This window comes from Pseudonocardia pini, assembly GCF_013870575.1.
Classification (GTDB): domain Bacteria; phylum Actinomycetota; class Actinomycetes; order Mycobacteriales; family Pseudonocardiaceae; genus Pseudonocardia; species Pseudonocardia pini.
Genome location: NZ_JACBXB010000671.1, coordinates 1 through 3118, shown reverse-complemented (window position 1 = coordinate 3118; position 3118 = coordinate 1). Strand labels below are relative to the sequence as shown.

5 protein-coding genes and 1 pseudogene are annotated in these 3118 nt (G+C 73.5%); 3 read left to right on the top strand and 3 right to left on the bottom strand.

The genetic code is table 11. The annotated features are described in order from the left end of the window. On the top strand, nt 1–934 hold a 934-nt coding region (locus tag H5J29_RS26935), incomplete at its 5' end, for a S1C family serine protease (protein ID WP_181783804.1). A 217-nt stretch (nt 935–1151) separates the two neighbouring features. After that, on the top strand, nt 1152–1646 hold the full coding sequence (locus H5J29_RS26930) for a MogA/MoaB family molybdenum cofactor biosynthesis protein (RefSeq protein WP_376768578.1): 495 nt from the start codon (nt 1152–1154) through the stop codon (nt 1644–1646). Between the two features lie 65 nt (nt 1647–1711). Here the strand turns inward: H5J29_RS26930 and H5J29_RS26925 are convergent, their stop codons facing one another. Continuing rightward, the gene (locus tag H5J29_RS26925; protein WP_181783802.1) at nt 1712–2173 is read right to left on the bottom strand and encodes an Rv0909 family putative TA system antitoxin; all 462 of its coding nucleotides are present in this window, start codon (nt 2171–2173) and stop codon (nt 1712–1714) included. A 94-nt stretch (nt 2174–2267) separates the two neighbouring features. Here H5J29_RS26925 and H5J29_RS26920 point away from each other — a divergent pair, with 94 nt between their 5' ends. Next, nucleotides 2268–2435, top strand: coding sequence for a hypothetical protein (locus H5J29_RS26920; RefSeq protein WP_181783801.1), 168 nt, complete (start codon nt 2268–2270; stop codon nt 2433–2435). A gap of 13 nt (nt 2436–2448) precedes the next feature. Here the strand turns inward: H5J29_RS26920 and mscL are convergent, their stop codons facing one another. Continuing rightward, entirely contained in the window at nt 2449–2868 is a 420-nt protein-coding gene (gene mscL / locus H5J29_RS26915) for a large-conductance mechanosensitive channel protein MscL (protein WP_181783800.1), read from the bottom strand. Nucleotides 2869–2905: 37 nt separating this feature from the next. After that, nucleotides 2906–3118: pseudogene (locus tag H5J29_RS34465) on the bottom strand (SAF domain-containing protein); the annotation flags it as partial.

Below are 3118 nucleotides of genomic sequence, written 5' to 3'. Positions count from 1 at the left end.
CCCGCAGGCCGATCCGGCGTCCGCGCAGCTCACCCCGGTCGAGGCCGTCGCGGCGAAGGTGCTTCCCAGCGTGGCGCTCCTGCGGGTCGAGGGGGGTGGCCCGGGGGAGGACGAGGGCTCCGGCATCGTGCTCAGCGCCGAGGGCCTGGTCCTGACGAACGACCACGTCGTGTCCGCCGCGGCGGAGGGCGGCACGATCACCGCGGTCCTGGGCGACGGCCGGGCCTTCGTCGGCCGGATCGCGGGCCGGGACACCGGCTCCGACCTCGCGGTCGTCCGGCTCGACGGCGCCACCGGCCTCACCCCCGCCGAACTGGGCAACTCCGACTCGCTGCGGGTGGGGCAGCAGGTCGTGGCGATCGGGGCGCCGCTGGGCCTCGACGGCACCGTGACCACCGGCATCGTCAGCGCCCTCGACCGCGCGGTGAGCGTGGGCGGCGAGCGCGGCGGCAGCCAGGCCACGGTGCTCAACACGGTCCAGCACGACGCCCCGATCAACCCGGGCAACTCCGGCGGTCCACTCGTCGACCTGCAGGGGCGCATCGTGGGGGTCAACTCGGCGATCGCGGGGACCGGTGACAGCCAGGGCGGCTCGATCGGCGTCGGCTTCTCGATCCCGGTCAACCAGGCCGCCCGGGTGGCGGACGAGCTGACCCGGACCGGGCGTTCCACCCGGGCGGTGCTCGGCGTGAGCGTGACGCAGGCGGGTGCGCCCGCCGGGGGCGGCGCCGTGGTGGGTCAGGTGACTCCCGGCGGGCCCGCGGAGCAGGCGGGGCTGCGACCCGGGGACGTCGTCCTCCGGATCGGGGAACGGCTGATCGGCGACGGCGACGAGCTGGTCGCGGCGGTGCGCGACCACCTCCCCGGTGAGCAGGTCACCCTGGTCCTGCCGGACCGTCAGGTCCTGGTCACCCTGGCGGGGGAGCCCAGCTAGCGCCCTGTGGGGGAGCCGGAAGCGGCATCCGGCGCAGAACGACCGTTCAAGCCCCACGGGGGACGTTCCGGGGTCATCATGGGCTCGCGCCGTGGTGCCCCGCGGTGCGACAGGGGCCGCGTCGGCGCCGGAACCCCCTCCCAGCACCGGCGCGGTCCCGCGGGGACCCACCCCTCACGCCGTCGAGTCGCACCACCACTACGGTGAGCACATGGAGATGGCGACCCCGCAGATCGGCCGAGCCCTCGTGGTGATCGTGGACGATCGGGCCGGCCACGGCGAGACCCACGACCGCACCGGCCCCCTGGTGGCCGAGCTGCTGGAGGAGGCGGGCTTCGTCGTCGACGGCGCGGTGACCGTGCCGGGCGAGGCGGTCGCGATCCGCAACGCGCTCAACACCGCCGTGATCGGCGGTGTCGACCTCGTGATCACGGTGGGCGGCACCGGCGTCTCGCCGCGGGACGTCACGGCGGACGCCACGGCGGGCGTGCTGGACCGGCCGATCCCGGGCATCGCCGAGGCGATCCGGGCCTCCGGGCTGGCGGCCGGGGCGGTCGACGCCGGCCTGTCCCGCGGGCTGGTCGGGGTGTCCGGGAGCACCCTCGTGGTGAACCTGGCCTCGTCGCGCGCCGCGGTGCGAGACGGCATGGCCACGCTGTCCCCGCTGGTCGCGCACGTGATCGGCGAGCTGTCGGGGCTCGAGACCTCCTGACCGCACACTGCTGAGCACGGCCGCCGGGCCTCGTCGACCGGCGGCTGCGGCTCAGCCTGCTGCGCTCACGCGGAGGGTGTGGTCCCGTTGCTCGCCGGGGCGTCGGCCTCCGGGCCCGCGGTCGGCGTGGGCGTCGGCGTGGCCGGTGTGGTGGGCTCCGCCGTGGTGGTGGGCGGGGCCGTGGTGGTGGGCGGCGCAGCGGTGGCCGTCGGCGCGGCGGCAGGCTTCTTGAGCGCCTCGCCCACCTTCCCCGTCACCGTGCCGATCTGGTCGCTGTACTTGCCCTTCGTGGCCTCGTCGACCTTCTTGGCCGCCTTCTCGACGAGCGGGCCTGCCTTCTCCTTCGCCTGCTCGGCGTAGGGGCCCGCCTTCTCCTTGGCCTTCTCGACGTACGGCGCGGCCTTCTCGCTCGCCTTGTCCAGGTAGGGCCCGGCCTTCTCCTGCGCCTGGTCCACGTACGGCTTGGCCTTCTCGAGGTACGGCTTGAGCTTGTCGATCACGCTCGTGACGGTGTCCTGCCAGCCCATCGGTCCTCCACCTGCTGTTCGGTGTCCGGTCACCCGGTGTCGATCCAATGGTGGCACCGTTTCGGTTCCGATGTGGCCTGGCACCATGGACGGCATGGCAGAACTGCCGGATCGGGTCCGCCGCAGGCTCGCGGAGGTCTTCGGTGACCCGTTGCCCGAGGTCACCCGGGACGAGCTCGACGACGACCCGCGCCCGGCCGAGCGGGAGCGTGACGATGAGTGGTATCGGGTGAACCGCCCGCCCCACCACGACCAGGACTGACGACGGGCCGGGCTCAGGCCTGGTGCTTGCCCTCGCCGTCCGTGGTCGCCTGCGCCTTGAGCAGGTCACGGATCTCGGCGAGCAGCGCGACGTCCGTGGGCTCCGACGGGCCCGGCTCCTCGCCGCGCTTGCGGCGGTTCTTCAGCGTCTGGATCGGCAGCACGAAGACGAAGTAGACGACCGCCGCGATGATCACGAAGTTGATCGCCGCGCTGATCAGGGCCGAGAAGTCGACGAAGGTGTTCGGCTTGTCGGCCTGGAGCAGGATGCCCAGGCCCGGCACGGACGGCGGGGTGATGGCGTTCAGCAGCGGCTCGATGATGCTGGTCGTGAACGCCGTGACGATCGCGGTGAACGCGGCGCCGATGACGACGGCCACGGCGAGATCGACGACGTTGCCGCGCAGGATGAAGTCCTTGAAACCCTTGAGCACAGTGCCCCCTCCGAACGACCTTGCGGCCGGCTCTTGATCAGTGCTGCGAGCGGAGCGTAACGGCGACCTCGTCCGACAGCGAGGCGGCGGCCACGCGCGTCGCGAGTTCACGCGGGAGTGCGACCAGGGCGGATCGGGCCCGCCCGGCACCTCCGGGACCGGTGGCACCGGACTCCAGGACCGTGAGCACCACGGCGGAGTCGGCCACCACCCGTGGCCCGCCACCCTCGGGCGCGGCGGTGACGACGTC

What these genes read in the sequence shown, in the direction of transcription:
- H5J29_RS26930 (WP_376768578.1), top strand. Translation starts at nt 1,152, where the DNA reads ATGGCGACCCCGCAGATCGGCCGAGCCCTCGTGGTGATCGTGGACGAT.
- H5J29_RS26920 (WP_181783801.1), top strand. Translation starts at nt 2,268, where the DNA reads ATGGCAGAACTGCCGGATCGGGTCCGCCGCAGGCTCGCGGAGGTCTTC.
- H5J29_RS26925 (WP_181783802.1), bottom strand. Translation starts at nt 2,173, where the DNA reads ATGGGCTGGCAGGACACCGTCACGAGCGTGATCGACAAGCTCAAGCCG.